At 53.4% G+C, this 26,861-nt stretch carries 22 protein-coding genes; 14 read left to right on the top strand and 8 right to left on the bottom strand.

Annotation, left to right across the window (positions count from 1 at the left end):
- The first annotated feature begins 266 nt into the window (after positions 1-266).
- Positions 267-1,802, top strand: a complete 1,536-nt coding sequence (locus AC0LWE_RS02270; RefSeq protein WP_219346537.1) for a methyl-accepting chemotaxis protein — start codon at positions 267-269, stop codon at positions 1,800-1,802.
- On the opposite strand, the gene AC0LWE_RS02265 is transcribed toward AC0LWE_RS02270, so the two are convergent.
- Positions 1,799-2,197 (bottom strand): (R)-mandelonitrile lyase, encoded by a 399-nt coding sequence (locus AC0LWE_RS02265; protein WP_059178990.1) that lies wholly within the window; start codon positions 2,195-2,197, stop codon positions 1,799-1,801. The two genes, AC0LWE_RS02270 and AC0LWE_RS02265, sit on opposite strands and share 4 nt — an antisense overlap.
- Before the next feature lie 109 nt (positions 2,198-2,306).
- Between AC0LWE_RS02265 and AC0LWE_RS02260 the strand changes: the two genes are divergently transcribed.
- Positions 2,307-3,227 carry a LysR family transcriptional regulator gene (locus AC0LWE_RS02260; protein ID WP_219346536.1) on the top strand — a complete coding sequence of 307 codons (921 nt, stop codon included), beginning with the start codon at positions 2,307-2,309 and terminating at the stop codon, positions 3,225-3,227.
- Between the two features lie 294 nt (positions 3,228-3,521).
- Entirely contained in the window at positions 3,522-5,018 is a 1,497-nt protein-coding gene (gene ansP, locus AC0LWE_RS02255; RefSeq protein WP_219346535.1) for an L-asparagine permease, read from the top strand.
- 66 nt (positions 5,019-5,084) lie between these two features.
- Here ansP and yncE read toward each other — a convergent pair whose 3' ends face one another.
- The gene (gene yncE, locus AC0LWE_RS02250) at positions 5,085-6,146 is read right to left on the bottom strand and encodes a 7-bladed beta-propeller protein YncE (protein ID WP_219346534.1); all 1,062 of its coding nucleotides are present in this window, start codon (positions 6,144-6,146) and stop codon (positions 5,085-5,087) included.
- 265 nt (positions 6,147-6,411) lie between these two features.
- Here yncE and pqqU point away from each other — a divergent pair, with 265 nt between their 5' ends.
- Positions 6,412-8,526, top strand: coding sequence for a TonB-dependent receptor PqqU (gene pqqU, locus AC0LWE_RS02245; protein WP_219346533.1), 2,115 nt, complete (start codon positions 6,412-6,414; stop codon positions 8,524-8,526).
- 35 nt (positions 8,527-8,561) lie between these two features.
- Here the strand turns inward: pqqU and AC0LWE_RS02240 are convergent, their stop codons facing one another.
- The 4 genes from AC0LWE_RS02240 to AC0LWE_RS02225 all read right to left on the bottom strand — a co-directional run bounded on the left by AC0LWE_RS02240 (position 8,562) and on the right by AC0LWE_RS02225 (position 12,899).
- Positions 8,562-10,100, bottom strand: a complete 1,539-nt coding sequence (locus AC0LWE_RS02240) for a methyl-accepting chemotaxis protein (protein WP_219346532.1) — start codon at positions 10,098-10,100, stop codon at positions 8,562-8,564.
- Positions 10,101-10,286: 186 nt separating this feature from the next.
- Entirely contained in the window at positions 10,287-10,955 is a 669-nt protein-coding gene (locus AC0LWE_RS02235) for a GntR family transcriptional regulator (protein ID WP_219346531.1), read from the bottom strand.
- A gap of 265 nt (positions 10,956-11,220) precedes the next feature.
- Positions 11,221-12,258, bottom strand: a complete 1,038-nt coding sequence (locus AC0LWE_RS02230) for an NADP-dependent oxidoreductase (RefSeq protein WP_131488124.1) — start codon at positions 12,256-12,258, stop codon at positions 11,221-11,223.
- A 65-nt stretch (positions 12,259-12,323) separates the two neighbouring features.
- Positions 12,324-12,899, bottom strand: coding sequence for a helix-turn-helix domain-containing protein (locus AC0LWE_RS02225; protein WP_219346530.1), 576 nt, complete (start codon positions 12,897-12,899; stop codon positions 12,324-12,326).
- Positions 12,900-13,048: 149 nt separating this feature from the next.
- Here AC0LWE_RS02225 and AC0LWE_RS02220 point away from each other — a divergent pair, with 149 nt between their 5' ends.
- Complete coding sequence (locus tag AC0LWE_RS02220) at positions 13,049-13,564, top strand: GNAT family N-acetyltransferase (protein ID WP_219346529.1); 516 nt, start codon at positions 13,049-13,051, stop codon at positions 13,562-13,564.
- Positions 13,564-14,013 carry a DMT family transporter gene (locus AC0LWE_RS02215; RefSeq protein WP_219346528.1) on the top strand — a complete coding sequence of 150 codons (450 nt, stop codon included), beginning with the start codon at positions 13,564-13,566 and terminating at the stop codon, positions 14,011-14,013. The genes AC0LWE_RS02220 and AC0LWE_RS02215 overlap by 1 nt, the downstream gene beginning before the upstream one ends.
- A gap of 3 nt (positions 14,014-14,016) precedes the next feature.
- Here the strand turns inward: AC0LWE_RS02215 and AC0LWE_RS02210 are convergent, their stop codons facing one another.
- Positions 14,017-14,250 (bottom strand): YdcY family protein, encoded by a 234-nt coding sequence (locus tag AC0LWE_RS02210; protein ID WP_131488120.1) that lies wholly within the window; start codon positions 14,248-14,250, stop codon positions 14,017-14,019.
- Between the two features lie 50 nt (positions 14,251-14,300).
- A complete protein-coding gene (locus AC0LWE_RS02205; RefSeq protein WP_216981342.1) occupies positions 14,301-15,899 on the bottom strand; it encodes an ABC transporter substrate-binding protein in 1,599 nt (532 codons plus the stop codon).
- Positions 15,900-16,182: 283 nt separating this feature from the next.
- Between AC0LWE_RS02205 and AC0LWE_RS02200 the strand changes: the two genes are divergently transcribed.
- From AC0LWE_RS02200 to AC0LWE_RS02165, 8 genes are all read left to right on the top strand, one after another.
- Positions 16,183-17,556 carry an SrfA family protein gene (locus AC0LWE_RS02200; RefSeq protein WP_219346527.1) on the top strand — a complete coding sequence of 458 codons (1,374 nt, stop codon included), beginning with the start codon at positions 16,183-16,185 and terminating at the stop codon, positions 17,554-17,556.
- A gap of 4 nt (positions 17,557-17,560) precedes the next feature.
- Positions 17,561-20,542, top strand: a complete 2,982-nt coding sequence (locus tag AC0LWE_RS02195; RefSeq protein ID WP_216981340.1) for a virulence factor SrfB — start codon at positions 17,561-17,563, stop codon at positions 20,540-20,542.
- Entirely contained in the window at positions 20,539-22,713 is a 2,175-nt protein-coding gene (locus AC0LWE_RS02190) for a virulence factor SrfC family protein (protein ID WP_219346526.1), read from the top strand. Before AC0LWE_RS02195 ends, AC0LWE_RS02190 begins: the two co-directional genes overlap by 4 nt.
- 17 nt (positions 22,714-22,730) lie before the next feature.
- Complete coding sequence (locus AC0LWE_RS02185) at positions 22,731-23,159, top strand: RidA family protein (RefSeq protein ID WP_234592812.1); 429 nt, start codon at positions 22,731-22,733, stop codon at positions 23,157-23,159.
- A gap of 398 nt (positions 23,160-23,557) precedes the next feature.
- Positions 23,558-24,541 (top strand): DUF1852 domain-containing protein, encoded by a 984-nt coding sequence (locus AC0LWE_RS02180; RefSeq protein WP_202693641.1) that lies wholly within the window; start codon positions 23,558-23,560, stop codon positions 24,539-24,541.
- Positions 24,542-24,570: 29 nt separating this feature from the next.
- Positions 24,571-25,602: a methionine synthase gene (locus AC0LWE_RS02175; RefSeq protein ID WP_202693375.1), complete on the top strand. Its 1,032-nt coding sequence runs from the start codon at positions 24,571-24,573 to the stop codon at positions 25,600-25,602.
- A 225-nt stretch (positions 25,603-25,827) separates the two neighbouring features.
- Positions 25,828-26,025 (top strand): hypothetical protein, encoded by a 198-nt coding sequence (locus AC0LWE_RS02170; protein WP_059179008.1) that lies wholly within the window; start codon positions 25,828-25,830, stop codon positions 26,023-26,025.
- A 1-nt stretch (position 26,026) separates the two neighbouring features.
- Entirely contained in the window at positions 26,027-26,794 is a 768-nt protein-coding gene (locus tag AC0LWE_RS02165) for a hypothetical protein (protein WP_202665366.1), read from the top strand.
- Positions 26,795-26,861 lie beyond the last annotated feature (67 nt).

Here is a 26,861-nt window from a genome sequence, read left to right as displayed (position 1 = left end):
TTTGTCGCGAGCATCCATAAACCCCTGCTTATTTGGCTTAAGTGGAGTATTTCATTTGCCATTTAAAATAGGTTATTCCGTTGTTTGCATTTTTATTACATAAGAGAACTTTAATAGATAAAAAATATTTAATTTAGGTTCTTTCTTGTTCACCCCATTCTGTGGAAGAATGCGCAGGCTGTAATAAACACAACAATAACCTTTGTCTTGCCTGAACATTTTTCGGGCGGCTTTTTTATATTCTTGACATCACCATGGAGTTTTTCATGAGAAATAACACTCCTGTTACACAAAGCGAGTATTTGCTTAACGAAGAGTCGACGCTTATGTCGACTACCAATACACAAAGTCATATTACCTACGCTAATTCTGCCTTTATTGAAGCCAGCGGTTATAAAGAAGAACATCTTATTGGTGAACCGCACAATGTGATTCGCCATCCCGATATGCCGCCTGAGGCATTTGGTGACATGTGGTTTACCTTGCAGCAGGGCCAGAGCTGGACAGGGCTTGTGAAGAACCGTCGGGGTAACGGCGACCATTATTGGGTTCGTGCCAACGTTACGCCGGTGTATCAGGACGAAACACTCACCGGATACATTTCGGTGCGAAATATCCCGCCGCGTTCAGAGATAGAAGCCAGCGAACGTCTTTACGAACGCGTACGGAATAATGAATTAAACGGTCATCGTTTCTATAAAGGGTTGGTTGTTCGCCGGGGTTTATTTTCATTCCTTTCACTCTTTAAAAAACTGAGCACGGCAAAAAGAGTGAACGCTGGGATTGGGGTTACCGCCCTTTTGTCGTTACTTGTCATTTTTATATCCCCCGAAAGGATAATGCAAAGCGGCGGACTTATTGCACTCTTTATATTGCTTGGGGTTTATCTTAATACCCAGATCAGTCGTCCTGTCAAAACGATAGTTCGGCAAATGCAACATGTCGTTTCCGGGCGTAAAGCTGATTATTACCATTTTGATCGCGTCGATGAAATTGGCATGATGATGCGTCTGGTGAATCAATCAGGTTTAAATTTACGCTCACTTGTCGATGACGTCGGTACACAAATCGCCGGGATAAGTACGATCAGTCAGCAGGTCGCAAAAGAAGGTGCATCTTTACAGGCGCGTTCAGAAGAGACGGCGGATGACCTGCAACAGACGGCAGCCGCCGTCGAAGAGATTGCCAGCGCCGTTGAGCAAACTGCCCAAACCGCGGGTGAAGCCATTTTAATGGCGGATCGCACCAGCGCCAGCGCGCACAGCGGCGAAACGGCCATGAAGCAAACCATCGGCATGATGCAGTCGGTGTCAAAAGACAACAGCCAGATTGTCGACATCATCGGGGTGATTGATCGTATCGCCTTCCAGACCAATATCCTGGCCCTCAATGCGGCCGTGGAAGCCGCGCGCGCTGGGGAAGCCGGGCGCGGCTTTGCCGTCGTCGCCGCCGAAGTGCGTAATCTGGCGCAGCATTCCGCCTCCGCGGCCAAAGAGATCAAGACGCTCATCGAGAAAAACGTCGCCAGCGTGAACGCGGGTGTAAGCATGGTGGAACAAACTGAAACGCATCTCACGGCGATGATTGGCAACGTGCTGCAAGTGACGTCGCTGATTAAAGAGATCGGGCACGCTACGCAGGAACAGACGCTGGCGTTGACGCTGATTAACGAGTCGATTTCCCGTATTGGCACGATGACCCATAACAATACGGGCATGGTGGATAATGTGACAAACGCAGCGAATCACCTGACGCAGCGCACCACGCGTCTGCAGCAGGCGATTGCGGTCTTCGGCGGTTAACGCCCCTGATACTGCTCGTCAGTCACTTTTTCCAGCCAGTCCACTGGGCTTCCGTTGACGGATTCGGCGATGGCAATGTGCGTCATCGCGGTCTGTGAACTGGCGCCGTGCCAGTGTTTCACTCCAGGCGGTATCCACGCGATATCGCCCTGATTCAGCGCCTGCGCCTCTTCTCCCCATTCCTGTAACCAGCCGCGCCCTTGCGTCACGATCAGCGTTTGTCCCAGCGGATGGGTATGCCACGCCGTGCGCGCGCCCGGCTCAAACGTCACCGTCGCTCCGCCAACAGCCGCAGGCTCCGTGGCCTGAAAAGGCGCGTCGATACGCACCGTTCCGCTAAACCAGGCCTCGGGCCCGCGAACTGACGGTAATGAACCGCTACGTATAATTTTCATGCTGCCTCCTGTCTGGATAGTGCATTAACAGTAGCGCAAAGACAGGCGCAGGATTAGAGAGCATAATCAGAAAGGAAACATGAATTGAATTCATAAATGGAGTGGCAACATGCTTAAAGACAATTTCAACGATTTGCTGTCGTTTATAGTGGTCGCCCGGGAGCGCAGTTTCACCCGCGCCGCCGCACAGCTTGGCGTTTCGCAGTCTGCGCTCAGCCACGCTATGCGTAATCTTGAAGCCCGTCTGGACGTGCGGTTGCTTACGCGTACCACCCGCAGCGTCGCGCCTACCGAGGCGGGCGAGCAGCTCCTTATGCGCTTAACTCCGCACTTACTGGAAATCGAACAGGAACTGACGGCGCTGCGAGACAGACGTGACCGCCCCGCCGGAAATATTCGTCTCAGCGCTGGCGAGCACGCGATGTCTGCCGTTCTGTGGCCCGTGCTGAAATCTTTTATGGCGCACTATCCCGACATCAATATCGAAGTGACGGTGGATAACGGCCTGACGGATATCGTCGACGGCCGTTTTGATGCTGGCGTGCGTTTAGGGGAACAGATCGCCAAAGATATGGTTGCGGTACGTATCGCCCCGGATATGCAGATGGCTGTCGTCGGGTCTGCAGCCTATTTCGCCAAAAACGGCGTGCCGGAGACACCCGAGCAGCTCGAACACCATCGCTGCATCAATATGCGTTTGCCGACCCTGGGCGGATTGTACGCATGGGAATTTACACACGACGGGCGAGAGATTCGCGTGCGCGTGGACGGTCAGTTGACGTTAAACAGTCTGCCGCAACGCCTCGATGCTGCCGTGGCGGGGCTAGGTCTGGCATACGTCCCGGAAGAGAGCGCCGCCGCTCAATTGGCCGATGGACGACTGACGCGTGTGCTCGAATCATGGTGCCCGTCATTTGAGGGTTATCATCTCTACTATCCCAGCCGTCGCCAGCACACAACCGCGTTTACTTTGCTGGTTGAAGCCCTGCGTAACCAAAATGGTCAGTGGTCAACTATTAAGCACAACTGATGAATGAATTTCCCCTCAGGCGGATGCTTCGTCTAAAAAATACTCACAATTCAGTACGTTGTTTACCTCTTCTGCTCTGACCACACGATTTCCTTCGACTTGCATCACTTTCAGCCTGGTAATATTTTGCCTCGCTTATTGATTGCGGGTAGGATGCTTCGCCATGTTTTGCCTTATCCATACGCAGAATGACTGGAAAGGCGGCATGTGCCCGTGCAGAAGCAATCGTTTGGTTCGCTCACTGCCGGGTACGGACATCCCTAAGATGATTCAGACAGGTAAACAGGTAACTCAATGAAAACAAGCAATAAAAACGCAGCCGATCATCACGCTGCGAAACGTCGCTGGTTGAACTCTCACGAAGAGGGATATCACAAAGCCATGGGCAACCGTCAGGTACAGATGATTGCCATCGGCGGTGCTATCGGTACAGGGTTGTTTTTAGGTGCAGGCGCGCGTCTGCAGATGGCGGGGCCTGCTCTTGCACTGGTCTATCTGGTGTGCGGGATTTTCTCTTTCTTCATTCTGCGAGCGCTTGGCGAGCTGGTATTACACCGCCCTTCCAGCGGCAGTTTTGTCTCCTATGCGCGTGAGTTTTTGGGCGAAAAAGCCGCTTACGTCGCGGGCTGGATGTATTTCGTCAACTGGGCGATGACCGGGATTGTCGATATCACGGCGGTTGCCCTTTATATGCACTACTGGGGCGCGTTTGGTGACGTACCGCAATGGGTCTTTGCCCTTGGCGCGCTGGCGATTGTCGGCACCATGAACATGATCGGCGTGAAGTGGTTCGCCGAAATGGAGTTCTGGTTTGCGCTGGTAAAAGTGCTGGCGATTGTCATTTTCCTGGTGGTCGGTACGGTGTTTCTTGGCAGCGGCAAGCCGCTCGACGGCAATGCGACGGGCTTCCATTTGATCACCGATAACGGCGGATTCTTCCCCCATGGTCTGCTGCCGGCGCTGGTGCTGGTTCAGGGCGTGGTCTTTGCCTTTGCGTCCATCGAACTGGTCGGTACCGCTGCGGGAGAATGTAAAGATCCGCAGACCATGGTGCCAAAAGCGATCAACAGCGTGATCTGGCGTATCGGCCTGTTCTACGTTGGCTCCGTGGTGCTGCTGGTTCTGCTGCTGCCGTGGAATGCCTATCAGGCGGGACAAAGCCCGTTCGTGACGTTCTTCTCCAAACTTGGCGTGCCCTACGTCGGCAGCATTATGAACATTGTTGTGCTGACCGCCGCGCTGTCGAGCCTGAACTCGGGTCTCTATTCCACAGGGCGTATTTTGCGCTCCATGTCGATGGGGGGCTCAGCGCCTAAATTTATGTCGAAAATGAGTAAGCAGCAGGTGCCTTACGCGGGCATTCTGGCGACGCTGGTCGTTTACGTTTTCGGCGTGTTCCTGAACTATCTGGTTCCCTCTCAGGTGTTTGAAATCGTCCTGAACGTGGCGGCCATCGGTATTATCGCCTCCTGGGCCTTTATCGTGGTGTGCCAGATGCGTCTGCGCAAAGCCATTAAAGAAGGCAAAGCGGCTGACGTGGCCTTCAGGATGCCGGGTGCGCCAGTCACGTCCTGGCTGACGCTGCTGTTCCTGTTCAGTGTTCTGGTGCTGATGGCCTTTGACTATCCCAACGGCACCTACACCATTGCGACTATTCCGCTGCTGGCGGTTCTGCTGATCATTGGCTGGTTTGGCGTGCGTAAGCGCGTGAATGAGATCCACAGTACTGCGCCCGTCTTGGCCGAAAATGACCAACACGGCGGCCCACTGGTTGAAGAGACGTCGCGTTAAGCGTTAGACGACCAATAAAAAAGGGAAGGCAGATGCCTTCCCTTTTCTTTTACCGCTACAGCGCGATTAGAGCACGATGCGAATCACCTCGTCAGGCTGAGTGGCTTCTTGCTGACGGGTCGATTTCTGCTTCACCGTCACGTACAGCGTTTTGCCGTCCGGCGACAGCGCCAGGCTGTTCGGGAATACGGGCGTATCAATCGTTTTGATGACTTTATAGGTTTTGGTGTCGATGATGCTCACTTTACCCGCCTCACGGTGCGTCACGTACGCTTCGTTACGCGTCGGGTTAAACAGCACGGCCAACGATTCTGGCGCTGCGATTTTCTCCAGTACGCTGCCATCTTTCAGGTTAACCACCAGCACTTCCGGCTGTTTGGAATCCGTGAGGAACGCACGTTGCCCCGCCGTGTCCAGGCTCAGGTTCAGGTAGAAATGCTCTTTCCCATCGTCCTGTACTTTTTTACGGCTCAACACCTTGTGAGTGGCGGTGTCGATCGTTACCAGTTCGCCGTCGGCGTTGGTGGTATACAAACGTTTTGCCTGCGGATCCAGCGCCAGACCGGTACTGTACGTTCCGGTATTGGTGATGGTGTTTTTGAGTGTCAACGTTTCACCATCAACCACCCAAATCACGCTCTCTTTGCCGATTCCGGTGATATACACGGTATTGCTGGTGTCATCCGCCACCAGCTCGCGTGGCTGCAGAGGTTTAACGGTTTCGGTACGCTGACGATCGTCCAGCACCAGACGGCCTTTCAGTTCACCCGTTTTTGCATCAATCGCCGTGACGGCGCTGTTGGTGGTATTGCCAAACCAGAGAGTTTGGGTTTTGCTGTTGATGGTCGCACCAAAAGGCTTCAGATCGTTATGGATCGCCTGCGTCACGTCGAGCGTGACGGGATCGAGACGATACACCACGCCACCTTTGTCCATTTTGCGGCTCTGCGTGGTGGCCACCCACAGGGCATTTTCCTGCTGGCTCACGGCCATTTCGTATGCGCCCTTGCCCACCGCTTTGCGTAGTATCTCCTCTGCAGCATGCACATTGAACGAACCCGCGATCAGTAAAGAACCTAACAGCAGTGAACCACGCAGACGCGGCGAGCACAGATGACGTAATGACATGACGACTCCCTTTGATAAAAAATGTGTAATGCCGACAATGCTTCCTTGAGACGAAGTCATCGCTTCGTCATGTTTATTGTTGAGAATAGTAATCATTATTCCCTTGAATGTGGAGTAATTGTTTCCTGTTTCGCACGCCGCTCTCTTTTTATCCACACTCCCATTAACGCAATGTGCTGTTAAAGTTTTCATAATGTTTACAAAAGATTTACCATACGCGCATGTGTTCCATTTGGTTCGTCACTCTCTTAACTGGCTTTTATCCATGAAAATCATTTCCGCCCGGCAGGCAACGCTCTCCCTTTTGTGGGCTCCGATCGTCCTGGCACCCGCAGTCGCGCTCGCCGCACAAGAACAAACGATGATCGTTAGCGCCACTCCGCAGACCGTTTCTGAGCTGGATACCCCGGCCGCCATTAGCGTGGTCAACGGGGACGACATGCGCCAGGCCGCGCCGCGCATTAATCTTTCGGAATCTCTCGGTAGCGTGCCCGGCTTACAAATTCAAAATCGTCAGAATTACGCCCAGGATTTACAGCTTTCAATGCGTGGGTTTGGCGCGCGCTCGACCTTTGGCGTGCGCGGCATCCGCATGTATGTCGACGGCATTCCGGCCACTATGCCTGACGGCCAGGGGCAGACGTCTAATATCGATCTTTCCAGTATTGAGAGCGTCGAAGTCTTGCGCGGTCCGTTTTCGGCACTTTACGGAAACGCCTCGGGCGGCGTGATTAACATCGCCACTCAGACGGGTCAGCAACCACCTACAGTCGAAGCCAGCAGCTATTACGGCAGCTACGGCACCTGGCGTTATGGGATGAAAGCAACGGGCGCAATGGGTGACGGCACCCACGCCGGCGACGTAGATTACACGGTGTCGACAACGCGTTTCACCACCCAGGGCTATCGCGACCACAGCGGCGCGCGCAAAAATCTCGCCAACGCAAAACTCGGCGTACGCATTGATGACGCCAGCAAGCTGACGCTGATCTTCAACAGCGTGGACATGAAAGCCAACGATCCGGGCGGTCTGGATTATCAGGAGTGGCGCGACAATCCGCGTCAGTCGCCGCGCGGAGATCAGTACAATACGCGCAAAACCATCAAACAGACGCAGGCGGGTTTGCGCTATGACCGGCAGTTAAGCGAGCAGGACGATCTCAGCATCATGGCCTATGCGGGCGAGCGCGAGATGACGCAGTACCAGTCGATTCCCTATCAGCCGCAGCTGCGCCCTACCCACTCCGGCGGCGTAATCGACATGCAGCGTCACTATCAGGGTATCGATACTCGCTGGACGCATCGCGGTGAACTGGGCGTTCCTGTGACGGTCACGACCGGTCTTAATTACGAAAACATGAGCGAAGATCGTCGCGGATACGAAAACTTTGTTATGAACAATGGCGTACCGGATTACGGCGTGAAGGGCGACAAACGCCGTGACGAACGTAATCTGATGTGGAACGTGGATCCGTATCTGCAAACGAGCTGGCAGTTGACGCAGAAACTGTCCCTTGATGCGGGCGTACGCTACAGCTCGGTGTGGTTCGATTCCAACGATCGCTACGTGCAGGGCGCAAACGGTGATGACAGCGGTGAAGCGAGTTATCACAAATGGTTGCCAGCGGGATCGCTAAAATACTCGGTGACCGACGCGTGGAATCTTTACGCCGCGGCGGGACGCGGGTTTGAAACGCCCACGATCAATGAACTGTCATATCGTTCTGGTAACCAGAGCGGCCTGAATTTTGGTCTTAAACCGTCAACCAATAATACCTTCGAAGTGGGCAGTAAAACGCGGGTGGGGAACGGTCTGCTGACGGCAGCCTTATTCCGTACCGATACCGACGATGAAATCGTGGTTGATGCCAGTTCTGGCGGGCGCACCAGCTATAAGAACGCCGGAAAAACGCGACGTCAGGGTGTAGAAGTGTCTCTCGATCAGCAGTTTGCCGAGAACTGGAAGCTGAAAATGGCGTGGACCTGGCTGGATGCCACCTATCGCACCAACGTCTGCTCTGATGCAGATTGCAACGGTAACCGCATGCCGGGGATCGCGCGCAATATGGGCTATGCGTCATTTGGCTGGCAGCCGCAAGAAGGCTGGTATGCAGGTTCCGACATCCGTTATATGAGTGACATTATGGCGGATGACGAAAACAGCGCCAAAGCCCCCTCTTATACTCTTGTGGGCCTGAACACCGGGTATAAATTCAATTACGGCAACTGGGGAATGGACCTCTTTGGACGGGTCGATAATCTGTTCGATAAAGAATATGTCGGATCGGTCATCGTCAATGAGTCTAATGGGCGCTACTACGAACCGGCTCCGGGACGAAACTACGGCGTAGGGTTGTCTGTTTCATACCGCTTCGAGTGATAAAACCCCGGCAACACAGCGTTGCCGGGTAGAGATTAAGCGGCTCTGGCGTTCTGTTCTAAACGGAACGCTGCCACCAGTGATTCCAGCAAACGCGCCTGATCTTCCAGCGCGCCCGCGGCTGAAGATGATGCCCCCACCAACGAGGCGTTCTGTTGCGTCGTGCTATCCAGTTCCATTACGGCCCGGGATATCTGCTCAATGCCTCGGCTCTGCTCCTCAGACGCCGACGAAATTTCGCCCATAATATCGTTCACGCGCGTGACAGAATGCACCACCTGTTCCATGGTTTGCCCGGCTTTTGTCACCAGATCGCTGCCCGTCGTAATACGCGATACAGATTCGCTAATAAGCAATTCGATATCTTTCGCGGCCTGCGAACTGCGCTGGGAAAGACTGCGAACTTCACTCGCCACCACGGCAAATCCACGGCCCTGTTCCCCGGCACGCGCGGCTTCGACGGCGGCGTTCAGCGCCAGAATATTGGTCTGGAAGGCAATGCTGTTAATCACGGCGGTAATGTCGGCGATTTTCTTCGAGCTGGTGTTGATATCACTCATGGTGCTGACGACATCGCGCATCACGCGTCCACCCTGGGTGGCCGTTTGCGACGCTTCCGCCGCCAGTTTGCTGGCATGGCGCGCATTATCAGCATTGTTTTTCACCGTTGCCGTTAACTCTTCCATACTGGCAGCCGTTTCCACGACGGCGGCGGCCTGTTGCTCAGTGCGTGACGAAAGATCGGTATTTCCCTCGGCTATTTCACTGGCGGCCAGCGATACTTGCGCGACGCTGGTGCGTACTTCGCCAATCATTGCGCGGAGCGTGTCGTTCATGCGCCCCATCGCACCCGTCAATTTGCCGAGTTCATCATCACCCTGAGCACGAATATCCGAACTCAGATCGCCACTGGCAATCAGTTCCGCCAGCTGCAAATTGTGTCTCACTGGATGAGTAATCTGACGCGTCACCCACCATGAAACCAGGATGCCAAACAGCACGGCAACGACACCGACAATGGCAGTAATCGTGCTTGAACTGTTGGCGAGCGAATCGTTATGGATTTTGACCAGCGCGATAATTTCGCGAATAGACGCGCTGCTGTCATCACCTGCCGTTTTAACTTTATCTTCAGCAACTTTTAGCGCTTGCTGCACTGTGGGATCGTCTTTATTCGCTTTAAGACCGGCCATTGCGGTTTTCATTTCGGCAACGCTGCTTTCAAAACGTGCCAGATTATCGGCGATAGCGTTAATAATGACCCCTTCCTGAGGCGTCCATTTTAGTTTCTTCGCTTCTGCCGTTATTTCCGCCGCGTGTTGGACATAGTTCGCCAGTAATTGACCCGATTTTTCGTCTCCGTTATACAGAAATTTGAGACGATTAATCTTGGCCTGAAAAACTTCGATATTAATGTTATAAATAAGATTGGTTTGTTGATAGACATCGCGAATTTCTTTAAAGCGTAATACGCTCATGATGGTGGATACCGCCACCAGCAGCAATACCAGACCAAAACCCGCCGCGAGCTTTCTGCTCATTTTTATATTACGTAATCGTTGGCTGAAACTCATCTTCCTGCTCCTCAAAAGGCAAATGTGCCTGATCCTTTATCGGCAGGATTTTCGGTTAGTGCATAGTCATCTGGTCTTATCTGTCACAGAAATGAAATAGCGTTCCCGGTAAACATTCGTCACCGGGCAAATAATGAAGAGGGGAGATGATTTATATATAAAACTAAAACTGCATTAAATGATTCCCTAACTAAAATATTGTTGTAATAAGAGCGCTGTTGACTCATCAATCAGTTTATCTATCGCTTTTTGACTGGCCACAACATCCCCGCGTTCGAGATGGTCCAGCAGCTGATCGTAACGATAAGGGTATTTCGCAATGTCGTGTTCATCTTCATGAAGATAGTTAAAGCATGGACCAATACGCACCCAAAGTTGCTCAATCATCGACGTCAACGTCGGCATATGGGCAAACTCGTATAGCCTGAAGCGAAATACGCGATTAGCATGCAACGCACGCTGCGCGTTGCCGTTACGCATCGCTTCATGGAATCGCTCCGCCAGATCGCGTAACTCTTGTACCTGGCTGGCAGACATATTCTCACACGCTGCCGTCACCGCCATGGTTTCAAGCTGTTTACGAATGACGTTGATTTCGTTATAGCGTTCGAGGGTGATTTCTGGCACCAAAAACGCCTGCGCGGGGGTCGCGTGTAACGCGCCTGCAGAGACCAGTCGCAACAGCGCCTCACGCACCGGAGTGATACTGGTTCCTAATTTATCAGCAATTTCTTTAGTAATGAGTCTCGCACCGGGTTTAAGTGCGCCAGCTATCAGCGCTCCCTTAAGACTGACCTCCACTTGCATAGTGAGGCTCAGACGTTGTGCTTTTTCAAGGTTTTCCAAATCAAGCATGTATTTTTCCTTTTGCTTAAAATAAGCGCTATTCACCGCCCCGTTTGCCCCTAACGGTGCTTGCCAGATATATCCTGTATTTTCATGCCTGGTGTTGGGAATATCGCAAAAAAAGCAAGAACTAATTATGATGTTAATTCACATGGCTCAGCTCACTCTATCGAGAGAGTGGATGGCTATGCTTGTATTATTAAAGACATTATAGACAAAAATTAAGAATATATTATGGCGGATATTTCCGCCATATAAGCATCAAACAAAATCGTTAATTATCGTTCGCGACGCGTATGACCACTTTGCCGAAGTTTTTGCCTTCGAGTAGCCCGATAAATGCCTCAGGTGCATTTTCCAGCCCTTCTGTCACCTGCTCGCGGTAGTGAATTTTGCCTTCCTGAATCCAGCGCCCCATCTCGGTCTGGAATTCATCAATGCGATCACCGTAGTCCTGAGCGATGATAAACCCTTGCACCCGGAGGCGTTTTTTCAGAATTGTCCCCATCAGCAACGGTAAACGATCCGGTCCAGCGGGCAGTTCTGTGGCGTTATAGCCGCTGACAAGACCACACACGGGCACGCGCGCAGAGGTGTTCAGCAACGGCAGAACCGCATCAAAGACTTTGCCGCCGACGTTTTCGTAATAGACGTCAATACCGTCAGGACAGGCTTGCGCCAGCTGTTGCGCAAAATCATCCGCGTGATGGTCGAGACAGCGATCGAATCCAAGCACCTCAACGGCATGACGGCATTTCTCCGCGCCGCCTGCAACGCCGACCACGTGACAGCCTTTAATTTTGCCGATTTGCCCGACGGTTGCGCCGACCGGCCCGGTTGCTGCGGCGACCACCAGCGTCTCGCCAGATTTAGGCTGACCGATATCCAGCAGCCCCATATAGGCTGTAAAGCCCGGCATACCCAGAATCCCAAGCGCCCACGAGGGATGCGCCAGATTCTCGCCAAGCTTAACAAGCCCTTTGCCGTCGGACAGATCAAACTCCTGCCAGCCGCTATAACTCAGCACCCATTCACCTTCTTTATAATCGGGGTGTCTGGACTGTTCCACGCGGCTGACCGTACCGCCCACCATCACCGCGCCGATATCCACTGGTGGAGAATAAGACGGCGCGTCGCTCATACGACCACGCATGTAGGGATCAAGTGACAGCCAGATGGTGCGCAGCAACAGTTGCCCTTCAGCAGGCGCAGGGACTGGATGTTCTTCTAAGCGAAAATTGTCAGCTACCGGTGCACCGTGCGGGCGTGACGCTAACACAAGGCGACGGTTTGTTTTTGCAGATTGACTCATGGTTCGCTCCTTCTTATACAAATGACCTTTAAGACTAGACCCTGTTTGCGGCGACTGCCTTAACATTACGAGCCAGATTGATTCAGCCGAACCACCAGATACACGCACGGCTGCTGGCTTTCGTTTATGAACCGGCAGTCGTTAGGCGGGCCCAGTTCCAGACAATCCCCCGCCTGCATTTCATGGCGGGTATCACCCTCCTGAAAGACCAGTTCGCCCAATTGCAGCCAGATCAACTGCCGCGCCAGCGCATACGAAGAAGCCGGCATGGGCACATCGCTGCCCGCCGGGAGCTCAACCTGGACCAGATCGATAGGCAAATCAGTACGCGGAGAAACATGACGTCGCAGGTAATGGCTTTGCGGATCGCGCCAGACCGGTTGATTGGCGAAGCGTAACAGTTTGCCCTCTTGCATTTCAGCGCGGGCAATTAACGTCGACATGCTGATCCCGAATGCGCCGGAAAGACGGGCCAGAAGCGTGGCCGTCGGGCTGCTATCACTGCGTTCAATCTTGTGGATCATGGCGCGTGAGACGCCCGCCCGCTCGGCGAGTTCGCTAAGTGACCAGCCTCGCGATTCGCGTTCAAGGCGAATGCGCGCGCTGATCCGTTGATTCATATCGTCTGGCATAGTATTCATGACGTCATACTATAGTGTATGAAATCGATTTCAACGCCCCCTTTCATAACAAAAAAATATGGCTTATGCCGTCGTGTTTCACGGCGCGGTTTGTATAATATTGTGATAAAACTGTACCACTATAGTAAACACTCTATTCCGAGGTCCTCATGATCATCCGCCACGCCAATAAAGAAGACTGCGCCGCAATCGGCGAGATTTATAACCATGCCGTTGTGCACACTGCCGCAATCTGGAATGACACTACCGTTGATACCGAGAACCGCATTGCGTGGTTTGAAGCGCGGACGCTGATGGGCTATCCGGTACTGGTGAGCGAAGAAAAGGGTGTCATCTCGGGCTATGCCTCATTTGGCGACTGGCGGGCATTTGACGGATTCCGACATACGGTTGAACATTCGGTTTACGTTCACCCCGAGCATCAGGGCAAAGGGATTGGTCGTGAGCTGATGAAAGCGCTGATCGGTGAAGCACGCAACATCGGCAAACACGTTATGGTGGCGGGAATTGAGGCACAAAATCACGGCTCAATTCACCTTCACAAAACGCTCGGATTTGTGATTACCGGACAAATGCCGCAGGTCGGGACCAAATTTGGCCGCTGGCTGGATCTTACCTTTATGCAGCTCCAGCTTGATGAGCGCAACGACCCGGACGCTATCTGATGAATCAATCCCTGACGCTGGTCTTTCTGGTCGCTGCCGGGATCGGTCTGGTGGTACAAAACACATTGATGGTGCGCATCACCCAGTCATCCTCCACCATTTTGATCGCGATGCTGCTGAACTCGCTGGTCGGCATTGTGCTGTTCGTGAGTATTTTGTTGATTAAAAATGGCGTGGCGGGATTCAGCGAACTGGTGTCGACGATTCGCTGGTGGACGCTAATTCCCGGTTTGTTGGGATCGTTTTTTGTCTTTGCCAGTATCAGCGGTTACCAGTACGTTGGGGCAGCCACGACGATTGCGGTGCTGGTCGCCAGTCAGTTGATTGGCGGGCTGGTAATGGACGTATTGAAAAGCCAGGGGATCCCCCTGCGTGCGCTGATCGGCCCGATTTGCGGTGCGGTATTGCTGGTGATTGGCGCCTGGCTGGTTGCCCGACGCCAGTTTTAAACCTTACAGGATCGTGCCACCTTTGGTGAGCTGCTCCTGTCGCGCTTCGGCATCTTCTTTGTAATGCTTGCCGTGATGAGCAATGGCGTTACGCAGGCGCTGCTGCTGCGCGTAACGATCTTCGCGGCTCAGTTCCGCGTCCTCGCTCAACTCGACCAACAGTTCATTCATATGCGTAATAACACTTTCTTCCACAGCGGCATCCACACGCGCCGTCACTTCATCCAGATGTGACATTGTCACTCCTTTTGTCTCATTCCTCTCCCTTGCGGGAGAGGATTTTTACATTAATTCAGCTTCGCTTTCGAGAAATCGCTGCCCATCAGGCTGACGCTATAACCCGTCACGTTGCTGCGGGTGGCGAAGAACGTTTTGCCGTTCGCCAGCGCAATCCACGGCGCTTGCTGATAGAAAATCTCCTGCGCCTGGCCGTAGAGCTTGGCGCGTGCGGCTGGATCGCTGGTCAGCTTCGCTTTTTGCACGAGGTCATTGTATCCCTTATCGCACCAGCGTGCGGCATTAGAACCGGTTTTGATGCTGTTACAGCCCAGCAGCACATCCGCAAAGTTATCCGGATCGCCGTTGTCGGACATCCAGCCAAACAGCGCAGAATCGTGCTCGCCTTTACGCATACCGGACAAATATTCTCCCCATTCATAGGAAACAATTTTCGCTTTCACGCCCACTTTTGCCCAGTCGTTTTGGATCATCTCCGCGATACGACGCGAGTTCGGGTTATAGGGACGCTGAACCGGCATTGACCACAGCGTCACTTCCGCGCCCTGCTCCAGCCCGGCCTGCTTCAGCAGCGCTTTCGCTTTCTCTGGATCGTAGCTGTAGTCCTTCAACTCTTTGTCATAGCCCATCATATTTGGCGGAATCGGCGACTTCGCCACCGTACCGGAGCCCATAAAGACAGCATTAACGATCGCTTTTTTGTCCGTGGCATAGTTCAGCGCCTGCCGCACCAGCACGTTGTCGAACGGTTTTTTCTCGGTGTTAAACGCCAGATAGCCGACGTTCAGCGCATCGACAGAGTGCAGCGCCAGATCTTTATTCTTCTTGATCACATCAAATTGCACCGGTGACGGCGCAGGAATGATCTGGCACTCGTTGGTTTGCAGCTTCGCCAGACGGGTTTCGACATTTGGCGTGATGGAGAAAATCAGGTGCTTAGTCGGCACGTCGCCATCCCAGTAATTTGGGTTCGCGATATAGCGGATCAGTGAATCGACTTTATACTGTTGCAGCACATATGGACCGGTCCCGATAGGCCAGGTGTCCACGTTGTCCGGCGTGCCTTTTTTCAGCATCACATCCGCATACTCCGCAGACAGAATCGAGGCAAAGTCCATTCCCCAGTCCGCCAGGAACGCCGCATTCGGTTCGGTTAAGACAAACTGAACGTGATAATCATCGACCTTTTTCACTTCCTGAATCAGTTTATCCAGGCCGACGTCGTTAAAGTATTCGTAGTTGCCCTTCGACACATTATGATACGGATGCTTAGGGTCTTTCTGACGCATCACCGAGAAAATAACGTCATCGGCGTTAAAATCACGCGTTGGTTTGAAGAATTTATTGCTATTGAATTTCACCCCTTTGCGCAGAGCAAAAGTATAGGTTTTACCGTCAGGTGAAATTGTCCAGGATTCAGCCAGAGAAGGCACCGGCGTATTTTTCACCGGGTCAAAGTTAATCAAGCGGTTATAAAGCACCTGCGAGCTGGCGACGAATGACGGGCCTGAACTGGCAATTTGCGGGTTAAACGACTCCGGTGAGGCTTCAGAGCAATAAATAAGGGTGTCGCTTGTCGCCGCCCACGCGGCACTTGCCGGTAACAATGTGCTCAACGCTAATGCGAGCAGTGTTTTCCCTGTAGACATGGTTATAAGCCTTTTCAATTTTATTATATAGAGGGTTAATAACAGCACAGGGAAGTAACAGTGGCAAATAACGAAACACTATCAGGTTATTCTAAAGCAGATAATTTCGCTGATTTTGTCACCAGCCCCCGCGGATTGATTTGCCTTAAGTGCCATTGTTCGTCAAGCACTACCGTCATTTTCTATGCGCGAAGAAATCGCCCCTTTTGGCGTCTCTTCGCCCGTTTGCTTGCCATCCAGTTTCGTTAAAGTAGAGGCGTGAAAAAGTCTACAGGACCAAATCGTGGCAAAAACACTTTTACGCAGCGGCAATCTGGATGATTTTCAGGCCGTTGGCGGCGGCGGTCAGGCCGTATTTGAATCAGCATTGCAAATCCGCGAGGCGCTTCGCCTGCGCAAACAACAGGCAATAGTCGATTGCCTGGCTATTCCGCAAGTTAACGACGGTGGCGATCGCGTTGACTGGTACTCTCCCGTGGATGGTAGTGTCACAGGCTGGAACGCCGCCGACGAAGACGCCCGTTTCCGCGCCCTGCGCTATCTGGAAAACACCCTCTCCAGCGTCGAGTCGCTGAGTAAAAAGAGCCTTCAGTCGCCTAAAACGGCGCAGCAGCTCTTTGGCTCTTTGCTTTCCAAAGCGTTCCAGTTCCCCGGCGAAAATTTCATTTACCTGATCGAGGGCAAGCCGGTTATCGCCTTTTGGGGATTTGTAAACCTTAATGAGAACGCGCGCGAGGATGTTCTGGATTGCCTGCGCGAATCGCTCGCGCCTGAGCCGATGCCTTCTCCGGTCGAAGAAGAGTCAGAGCCGGAACAGCTTCCGGTAGTGACCTTTGAAGAGGCCGATGCGCCGCTGATTGCTCCAACGCCTGCGCCAGCCGTTGTGCCTGCACCAGTGACCACGGCGGTACTTCGTGTCACCGAAGACGATTTGTACGTTGCGCAGCCTGCCAAATTAGCCCCAAGTGAACCGACTGCGCCCGCTCAGCCTGAACCGGCAGCCGTAACCAAAAAGCGCCGCGTTCCACTCTGGACATTGCCTGTTGCAGCGGTGATTGTTGCCGCCGTCGCGGCACCACTGCTGTGGCCGAAAGCGGCACCGTCAGCAGAACCTGCCCCAACACCTGCGCCTGCGCCCGTAGCGATCGCGCCAAAACCGGTGCAGCCAGTGGCCGACATCGCCATGAACCTGCCGCTCCACCAGGCCGAAATTTTACCCGTTGTCGTGACGCCAGCGCCAGCAGAAGAAGCAGTCATCATCTCAGCCATTCCTAAAGATGCGCTGGTGATGGACGCCATGCAGGTGAAAACCGGTTCGACCAAATTCCTGAACGGGACCTGGCGCGCACTGCTTGACGTGAAGGACCCGATTACCGGCAAACCACCGTCAATGCGCTATCAGATTCAGAACAATAAAGGTACGGCGCGTGTGGTTCACGGCGATAATGTTGTTTGCCGAACGGACATTTTCTCGGGTCTGCACAGCAACGGCGAGCTGATGATAAAAAGTCGCGGCAACGCCCGTTGCTCGGATGGTTCACGCTACCCGATGCCAGAGATTGCCTGTAAAGCAGGGACTAACGATGTGGCAGAGTGTACTGCCCGTTATGATGCCAAAACCGTCGTTCCGCTGACGTTCAAGAAAGCAGGTGCCTGATTCTATGCTGGTAAATCTTTGCGACTACAAACAAAGCGTCACGCTGATTGCGAACAGCGGCGTACAGTTTCTCGATTTCGGCCTGACGCCGCAGGACTCGGCCAGCCACGGTCGTTTTGTGCGTAAAACCGCCAACGGTCCCCTGCTGCGCCTGAATTACGATCTGGTCAATGGCCGCTATACCCTGCCAGGCGCGGGCGGCGGTCATCCTGAAGTCGTAAAACCGGAAAACACAATCCTGCTGCACCAGTCACTGACGGTGCTCGACGGCGTCTGGTTGCCGGTGCCTTTTTTACGCTTTAACCCGCCGCGTACCTTTGTGGACGGCCCGGACAACTGGGCGCGCGTTCAGGTGCGCAAGCTGGAAACCCCTGACGGCGCAGGCAATACCCACCGTGTGACCTTTGCGCTCGACAGTCAAATCGCCGAGCACGCCACCCACGGATTGTCGCCTGTTGAGAACGATATTCTCAACGGCACCCGCTTTGCGCTGGCGTGGCGTGATGAGGAAGTGCTCAATTTCCTCGATCAGACCTGGATTGACGGCTGGTTGCGCGAAGCGTTCACCGGCTATGCCACGGGCGTAGAAAACCGCTCAGATCGCGATCTGCAACAGGCCATGCGCGGCTTTGAGTACCAGGCACACTGGCTCAACCTGATGACCATGCTGGGCGAGCAAATCACCGTCCCGGAAGTCAAATTTGTTACGCACACGCTCAGCACACCGGCGATCCCCGTCGATTTGATTCTGGATGTGGGTAACACCCACACCTGCGGCGTGATCATTGAAGATCATGGCGATGCCAACGACGGTTTACGCCAGACAGCCGAGCTGCAGGTGCGCTCGTTAAGCGAACCTCAGTTCCTGAATGAGCCCCTGTTTACCAGTCGTCTTGAATTTTCTGAAGCGCGTTTTGGCAAACAGCATTTCTCGGTCGAAAGCGGACGTGAAGATGCGTTCGTCTGGCCGTCTATCGTCCGAGTGGGCGATGAAGCGCGCAAGCTGGCGATGCAACGCCTGGGAACGGAAGGCAACAGCGGAATTTCCAGCCCACGCCGCTATCTGTGGGATGAAACGCCGGTGGTTCAGGACTGGCGCTTTAGTCAGATGAACAGCAAAACCCAGCGCGAGCCGCTGGCGACCGCCTTCCCGCTGATGAACTTAATGAACGATGACGGGCAACCGCTGTTTACCCTGCCTCAGGATGAGCGCTTACCGGTCTTTTCACCGCAATACAGCCGCAGCACGCTGATGACGCATATGCTGTGTGAATTACTCGCGCAGGCGCTGGGCCAGATCAACAGCGTCGCCACGCGCCTGCGTCTGGGCTTCCCGGCCTCACCGCGACAGCTCCGCACGCTGATCCTCACCCTGCCGTCAGCCATGCCAAAGCAAGAGCGTGAAATATTCCGCCGCCGTATGTTTGAAGCTATCGCGATTGTCTGGAAAGCGATGGGCTGGCACCCGCAGGATGAAGACTTTGCCAGCCGCAAACAGCAGGATAAAAGCGTCATTCCCGTTCCGGAAATCCAGATGGAATGGGACGAAGCGAGCTGCGGACAGCTGGTGTGGCTCTATAACGAAGCCATTTCCCATTTTGGCGGCCAGACGGAAGCGTTCTTTGCCTCCCTCGCTCGCCCGGATCGCGCGGCCGAACCGAATTCATCGCCAGGCCGCGCGCTGCGCGTTGCCTCGATTGACATTGGCGGCGGCACGACCGATATGGCGATTACCCATTATCAGCTTGATGATGGCTCCGGCAATAACGTCAAAATCACCCCACAGCTATTGTTCCGCGAAGGCTTTAAAGTGGCGGGCGATGACACGCTGCTGGATGTCATTCAGCGCTACGTCTTGCCTGCGCTGCAAACCCAGTTACAAAAATCCGGAATTGCGGACGCGTCCCTGCTGATGGCATCGCTGTTTGGCGATTCCGGACGCATTGATACGCAGGCGGTATTACGCCAGCAAACGGCGTTGCAGCTGTTTATGCCGATTGGCCACGCCATTCTGGCGGCGTGGGAAAGCAGCGATATCGACAATCCGCTGGCGGGTTTACACGCCACCTTTGGCGATCTGCTGTCGCAAAAACCGACGCGCAACGTCATGAATTACCTGCAACAGGCGATTGATCATGCGCTGCCTGCGGGCTCTGCCGCCTTTGATCTGTTTGCCGTCCCGCTGCACGTGAATTTCCACGAAATGCAGGATGCGATGCTGGCGGGTCAGTTTACGCTGGCCGCCCCGCTGCACGCCGTTTGCGAAGCGATTTCACATTATACCTGCGATATTTTGCTGATTACCGGACGCCCTGGCTGTCTGCCTGGCGTGCAGGCGTTAATTCGCCACCTGCAACCGGTGCCGGTGAACCGCATCGTCTGGCTGGATAAATACCGCGTCCATGAGTGGTATCCGTTCAGCCAGCAGGGCCGAATTGGAAATCCAAAATCAACGGCGGCGGTTGGGGCGATGCTGTGCAGCCTTGCGCTCGACCTGCGCTTGCCGCGCTTTAATTTTAAAGCGGCCGATATTGGCGCTTACTCCACCGTGCGTTATCTGGGCGTGCTGGACAATACGGTCAATACGCTGCGTGAGGAAAACGTCTGGTATCAAAATATCGATCTGGACAAACCTGGCGCGAAACTTGACACCAAACTGCACTTCCCGCTGCGCGGCAACGTAACGCTGGGATTCCGTCAGCTGGAAAACGCGCGCTGGCCAGCTACGCCGCTGTATACCCTGAGCATTAACTCTGCGGAACTGGCGAAAGCCATCGCAGGAGACGGGGTATTGAACGTGCGTCTTAAATTGACCGGTGGAACCAAACAGGAAGGCCCGGAAGCCTTTGAGCTGAGCGATGCCTGGTTACAGGACGGTACACCGGTTCCGCCTGATGCATTAACCTTTAAACTGAATACCCTGGCTGACCGCCGTCATAGCGGAAGTCATTACTGGATCGACAGCGGGAGCGTATATCTGAAATGACAGCGAAGACTGCCACCACTCAGGCCTTGATCGGGTGGATCAATGAGACGCGCCTGCACGCCCCGATGCTGGATAATGACGCCGACGCGTTGCTGGCCCGACTGACCTCGGTGCAAGCACGTGAACAGGCGCTTGACCGCGCCATCGACGCGCACAGCAGTATCGGATTGTATGGCCACTCGCAGGCCGCCAAAGCGCACCTTCTGGTGGCGCTGTGCGGAAGCGGCAGCGGACGGCTGGATGTCGCGCCCGGTTTGCGTACCTTTGACTATTTTTCACACCTGAATCCCGGCCATGCGCTGACCAATATGGCCGTGCGCTTTACCCCGTTCTCACCTGCGGTGACCGACGACGCTTTCCCTCTCCGTCTGAGTCTGGTCACCGAAGCCGAGCTGGTTCAACTTTTCATTGCGCGCACCACCCTACAGGGCTTGATTCGTCCGGTTGAGAAAGCGGTCATTGAAGCGCGCGTGGAAAAATGGCGCGCATTGCGCCAGCCGCAGGCTGTGCCGGGAATGACGGCGCAGGAAGTGGGAGCCATTGCGCGATTCTGGCGAAGCACTGTGCCGGGATCGGAACAGCAAATGGATGATGCCCTGTGGCACCAGTTTGCACAGCTCATTCCGTCGCTCGATTTGAGCACGCGCGCCAGCATCTGGTCGCTGTTATGGGGCGAGCAGCAGGAACTGACGCAGCAGTGGCTGAAGCTGGCGCACGTTCTGCATCAAACCGGTCATGCCAGCGAACTGGCCGCGCCGCTGAGTCTTTTGGTTGATAATTTTGGCCTGCCGAGCGAAGGATTCCTGACGCGCGGTGAGTTCACCTCTCCTGAAGCGCAGGAGGCGGTGTTGCATCCGCTCAACGATGGCGAGATGTTGAATGCCATCAGTATTCCCGTCGACGTCCTGGCGTTTTTGACCCGTGAACTGGTCCTCCCGGCTGAAAATGGCGTGCTGGAAAATGTCGATATCATTGATATTCCAGCCCCTTCCGATACCGAATTGTCGCCGCTGACGCAGGCAAAATATGTCTGGCTGCTGGAGCATTATCGCCAGCAAATGCAGCCGGATGTGCTGGTGATTTGCAACGCGACTGCGCAGCACGAGCAGACCGCCAAAACGGCAAAAGCCCTGCTGAACTGGGTCAAAGATACACAAGCGGGTGAAGAGTCTGCGCTGCCGGGGCTGGTCTGGGCGATCACTCCGCATGATGCGCGCTTTACCACTAAACAAAATCTGGATGAAGCTGTACAGCAACTGCTCGGTAAACCGGGCCAGCGCTGGGGGACCTTGCAGGCTCTGGACGCACACAGCATGCAGCGCGTCGTGGAATGGCTGTCACAGGCGACGCTCCCTGCACAGCGTCAGTCGCGGCTTCAGGCATTGAAAACGGCACAACAGCGTGAACGTCGTGCGTTGATGCAAAGCTATCTCACGCCTTCAACAGTGAAACCGGAAGCGCAGCGCACCCAGGCTGAAGCGATGGTGAGAGCCTTGCAGAACAGCGCAGCACGTCATGGCGAACTGCTGGAGGGCTTGCTGCCCCCGCTTAAAGCATTCGAAACGCTGCTGGCTGTTCAACAGCCGCGTGAAGAACAGGTTAATGGCCTGTTCACCGACGTTATCGACCTGTTTGCCGATAATGCCAGCGAAGGCGGTGATGTTTATCAGACCAAAGATAAAGCGCGTCTGGCGCATCGCGTATGGGTTAATCACCTGCGTCAGTGGAGTCGCAACGACGCAGCGGCCAGCAGACTGGGCCTGGAGATCAACGTGCTGCCACAGATAGCGGATACGCTGGTGCTGAGCAGCTACCGACTGGATCTTCCGAAGATGCTGCAGGCGATTGTCGAAGCGGACAAAAGCAGCGCCGCTCAGCTGCATGCATCTATAGGGAATTTCATCGGCTGGCTCGGTTACGCGCAAACGCCTGAGTCGTCTCGTCCGGCCAGTCGCGTGCGTAAAGGTCAGGCCATTTTCGTGACGCCCGTGGTAAGCAACACAACGCCAAGACTCACCCGCCTGGGAGAGCAGCCGGTTCATGCTGCGACGATTTATGTCTATGACTGGCTGGTCGCACTTTACACGCGTGCAATTGAAAATATTGGGTATCAGCATCCACACGACATCACGCCTGCCGCGCGTAAAGCGTTACAGGCGATTGTAAAATAGCGCCTGACGCAGGGGGAATGATGACAGATACGCTAAATACGCCAGGGGGGAATTACGTCCCTGTCATGATTCATGAGGGTCTTGCGTACGTGAGCGGTCAGCTGCCGCGGCGGGGAGAAATGCTGCTGTACACCGGTAAGGTCGGCGCAGAAGTCGATCTCGCCAGTGCTCAGGCAGCAGCCGCATTTTGCGCAGACTTATGCCTTGACGCGGTCTCACAGGCCGTGGGGGGCGATGCACACATCGTCCAGGTACTGAAAGTGGTGGGATACATCGCGTCAGCGCCTGGATTTATTCAGCAGTCGCAGGTGATGAATGGCGCGTCCGATCGGCTTGTTGAACGGCTTGGCGCGCGGGGGCAACATGCCCGCACCTCCGTTGGCGTCGCCGAGCTGCCGCGCGGCGCGCCCATTGAGCTGGAGATGGTTGTTGCCGTCAGGCAGTGATCACCCTCGAAAATTGCTTTGACTGAGGCTCTGTAAGGGGCCTCATTCCTTCCGTTTGTTCATCGCCCCTCTTTGCTGTCTGGTGTGTCACTTTTTCATCTTGATAGTGGATGAATTTTCTGGCGCTCAGTTTCACCGCTTATTACAGGCCTGCCCACTGATTCCCGCTGTACGCCGCGTGGTTTTAAATCGCTTTAACATGACAAAATTTGAGCATGGCCACGATCATGAAGATAGCTCATGTTGTCGTGAAATTTAGTCGCTTCCCCTCACTGATTGGCTCTGGCATAAAAGATGCAATGTTAACGAATTGGCAACATGAAAACGGATTCTCCAAATACTGGAACATCCAGCGATAAAGTCAGTTTTTACGTCAGCACTCAGGAAGCGAGATGACTATGAATAAAAATTTCACCTTCACAATTAAGCACAGCCGCTTCGATGAGAATTATAATCCCTCAGAAAATACGCGTATTACGACGAACTTTGCAAATCTGGCGCGAGGCGAAAACCGTCAGGAGAACTTACGCAATACGCTGGTGATGATCGATAATCGCTTTAATACGTTAGCGCATTGGGATAATCCTCGGGGCGATCGTTATTCTGTCGAACTCGACATCATCACCGTTGAGATGAATATTGATGCAGAGGGTAATCACACCCGCTTCCCTGCGATTGAAATACTGAAAACCACTATTCTGGATAAGAAAACGCAGCAGCGTATCGAAGGAATTGTCGGTAATAACTTCTCCTCCTACGTGCGTGATTATGACTTTAGCGTGGTGCTGTTAGATCACAATAAAGATCGGGCTGAGTTTACCATCCCCGATAACTTTGGTGATTTGCACGGCAATATCTTTAAATATTTCGCAAATTCAAGTGAATACAGAGATAACTTCAGCAAGCCGCCGGTGATCTGCCTGAGTGTTTCGAATAAAAACAGCTATCAGCGTACCGGAAATGAGCATCCTGTTTTGGGCTTTGAATACACGCAAAATGGCGCTTCGCTGACGGAAGAGTATTTCAAAAAGATGGGGCTGCAGGTTCGCTATTTTATGCCGCCAAACAGCGCCGCGCCGTTGGCCTTCTTTTTCTCCGGCGATCTGCTGAATGATTACACGTTTATTGAACTGATTGGCACCATCAGTACCATGGAGACATTCCAGAAAATCTATCGCCCTGAAATTTACAATGCTAACTCGGTCGCTGGGCAATATTATCAGCCTAACCTGAATAACCAGGATCATTCATTGACTAAAATTGTTTACGATCGAGAAGAACGCAGCCAGTTAGCGATTGAGCAGGGGAAATTTACTGAAACACATTTCATCAAACCCTATAAAAATATCCTTGAGAAATTTACTGCTCCTTGCGCGCTTTGATTTATTAAAAAATAAAAAGGTCACCTGTTATGAAAACATTGCTCCCAACATCGACGGCTGGCAGTTTACCCAAACCGTCCTGGCTTGCTCAACCGGAGACCCTGTGGTCTCCGTGGAAACTGCAAAATGAAGAATTAATCACAGGCAAACAGGATGCTTTGCGTTTATCGCTGGACGATCAGCTGCGCGCCGGGATTGATATCGTCAGTGATGGCGAGCAAACCCGCCAGCATTTTGTCACGACCTTTATCGAGCACCTCAGCGGCGTGGATTTTGAGAAACGCGAGGTCGTTAAAATCCGCAATCGTTATGATGCCAGCGTTCCAACGGTCGTCGGTGCCGTCGCACGCCAAAAGCCCGTGTTTGTTGATGATGCCAAATATTTACGTCAGCTCACCACGCAGCCGATTAAATGGGCGCTGCCTGGGCCGATGACAATGATCGATACCCTGTATGATAATCACTATAAAAGTCGCGAGAAACTGGCCTGGGAATTTGCCAAAATTCTCAACCAGGAAGCCAGAGAGTTAGAGGCCGCGGGTGTGGATATTATTCAGTTTGACGAACCCGCCTTTAACGTGTTCTTTGACGAGGTGAATGACTGGGGAATTGCGGCGTTAGAACGCGCCATCGAAGGCCTCAAGTGCGAAACGGCTGTCCATATCTGCTACGGATACGGCATTAAGGCCAATACTGACTGGAAAAAGACGCTGGGGTCTGAGTGGCGACAGTACGAAGAGGCCTTCCCAAAACTGCAAACCTCTTCTATCGATATCATTTCACTGGAATGTCATAACTCACACGTTCCGATGGATCTGCTTGAGCTGATTCGTGGTAAAAAAGTGATGGTCGGTGCCATCGACGTGGCGACCAATACCATTGAGACACCAGAAGAAGTGGCGAGCACGTTACGAAAAGCCCTTCAGTTTGTTGACGCCGACAAACTTTTTCCGTCGACCAACTGCGGCATGGCGCCCCTTTCTCGTCAGGTTGCCAACGGCAAGCTCAATGCACTGAGTGCCGGTGCTGAAATTATCCGCAGAGAACTGGCGACGAAATAACGTCTGAGACAGTATCGTTAAATTATGGCCGCTTTTGCTGTCAGTTCATGTGTCGAATACTATCGACCATAAGCAAAAGCGGACAATTCCCCTCCTCCAACCAACCAACCAACCAAAAAATATCTCTTTATATCCCAATAAAATATGCATTTTCAGGATTACCTTATGGCGACACCGACATGAGTCTACCAGGCTTATCCTTTTTGTTTATAAGGATGTCAGACGATGAAACGCATATTCATGTCGGTTTTCTCCAGCCCAGAGTCGTTACTGCAGGTGATGAGTCAGCAGGAAATAATTGAGGCCGTTGAGGACGGTGACCGTATTATTATTGACCAGGACGGTAATGCCTCGGTCAACTTCAAGAGCAATGAGGTGCGGCAAGACTTTCTGCGCCACGTGAATGCGCTGAAGAGGGCATAATATGGGCACGGCAATATTTATGGTGCTGATGGTGTGTGGGTACTGGTACACCAGTCGCGATCTCTCGACCCGTTTTAAAATCAAGCGTTCCTTCGGTTGGGATGTCTATTTTCTTGTCGCGCTGTATGGCTGTATTTTCGTGTTGCAGGGCGTGATCGCCACCGGGCTGCTCTGGTTACTGCTGCTTGGACTCTCGTTGGCCGATAATCGGTTCCATTTTACTTCGCAACACTATGCCAACTGGCAAATCGATTTTATGAACTGGAGCTTTCTGGGTATTCAGGCCCCGGTGATCCTCATGTTGGCCTTTGCGATCATTTTTTGTCTCTATCGTTCAAACTGGGCTGGCAGCGCCAGGCTGGACGGTGAAGGCAGGAAGCAACTCTATAAACGTCTGGCGCGTTCGAGCGGTATCGAACAGTTGCTTTATCAGTGTATGGAAGAAGGCGAGCTGGCGATGGTGACGCTTAAATCGCGCCGGATTTACATCGGGATGATACATACCGCGACGCTGGAATATGAAAAGACGGCGAATATCGTGCTGATCCCGATGCTCAGCGGCTATCGTGATGGCAAGAAAATGGATATGCGCATTGAGCACAACTACAGCAAGTGGTACGCCGAACATGACATAACGCTTGATTCAGAGCCCAGGAGCGCAATGGCGTTTCGCAGGGTAATAATGCTGGATCAGATTGAAAGCCTTTCACTGTTTGATCCCGCCAGTGCAAGCGCACTGGACATGGAACAGCGCCCTGACACGATGTGAGGGTGCGGTTTTAAGCAGGACAGACTGCACGCAATAGCAGGTCTCATTGGTGCAGTCTTCCGTCAAC

Source organism: Lelliottia sp. RD5, from assembly GCF_056032945.1.
This window is presented reverse-complemented; position numbering and strand designations above follow the sequence as displayed.